The sequence below is a fragment of the Methylobacterium sp. WL116 genome (assembly GCF_008039455.1).
Lineage (GTDB): Bacteria > Pseudomonadota > Alphaproteobacteria > Rhizobiales > Beijerinckiaceae > Methylobacterium.
In genome coordinates this window covers 1-942 of the sequence record NZ_VRUV01000937.1, presented here as the reverse complement: position 1 = coordinate 942, position 942 = coordinate 1, and the positions used below count along the sequence as shown (strand labels likewise).

Genomic DNA, 942 nt, shown 5'->3' with positions numbered 1-942 from the left:
GCCTTTGCCGGAGCGCTGCCTTGACCCGCCCTCGCCTCACGCTCGCCGCCGGCCTTCTCGGCGCCGCCGTCCTTCCCGTCCTGGCCTTGCCATATACGGGGCCTCGACGACGGGCCGTTCGGAGGCCCGACCCCGCATCCCGCGACGACGCAGCTCGAACCACCATGGCCGCATGAGCGCACTCGCCCACAGACGCTTCCTGAAGATGCACGGCGCCGGCAACGCGATCGTGGTGCTGGACCTGCGCGGCAGCGGCGTCCGCGTCGCCGCCGCCGAGGCGCGCGCCATCGCGGCCGACCCGTCCTCGAGCTTCGACCAGCTGATGGTGCTGCACGATCCGCGAAGCCGCGGCACCGATGCGTTCATGCGGATCTACAACACCGACGGCTCGGAATCGGGCGCCTGCGGCAACGGCACCCGCTGCGTCGCCTACGCGATGCTCGACGACCCGGCCATGGCGCGCCCCGTCGAGACCGGGCGGCTGGTCCTGGAGACTGATGCCGGCCGCGTGGAGGTGAAGCGCGTCGCCGAGCGCTCCTTCACCGTCGACATGGGCCGCCCCCGGCTCGCCTGGAACGAGATCCCGTTGCGCGACCCCTTTCCCGACACGCGGCGGATCGAGCTGCAGATCGGGCCGATCGACGACCCGATCCTGCATTCGCCGGGCGCGGTGAACATGGGCAACCCGCACGCGGTGTTCTTCACCGACCGCGACCCGGACACGTTCGACCTCGGGCAGATCGGCCCGATGCTGGAGAACCACCCGATCTTCCCCGAGCGCGCCAACATCTCGATCGCGCAGGTCCGGGGGCGGGAAGCGATCAAGCTCCGGGTCTGGGAGCGCGGCGCCGGGCTGACGCTCGCCTGCGGGAACGGCACCCGCTGCGTCGCCTACGCGATGCTCGACGACCCGGCCATGGCGCGCCCCGTCGAGACCGGGCG

General features: G+C 72.1%; 1 protein-coding gene. It reads left to right on the top strand.

Annotated elements, in window-relative coordinates:
- Positions 1-172 precede the first annotated feature (172 nt).
- On the top strand, positions 173-942 hold a 770-nt coding region (dapF, locus tag FV223_RS28600; protein WP_147729993.1), incomplete at its 3' end, for a diaminopimelate epimerase.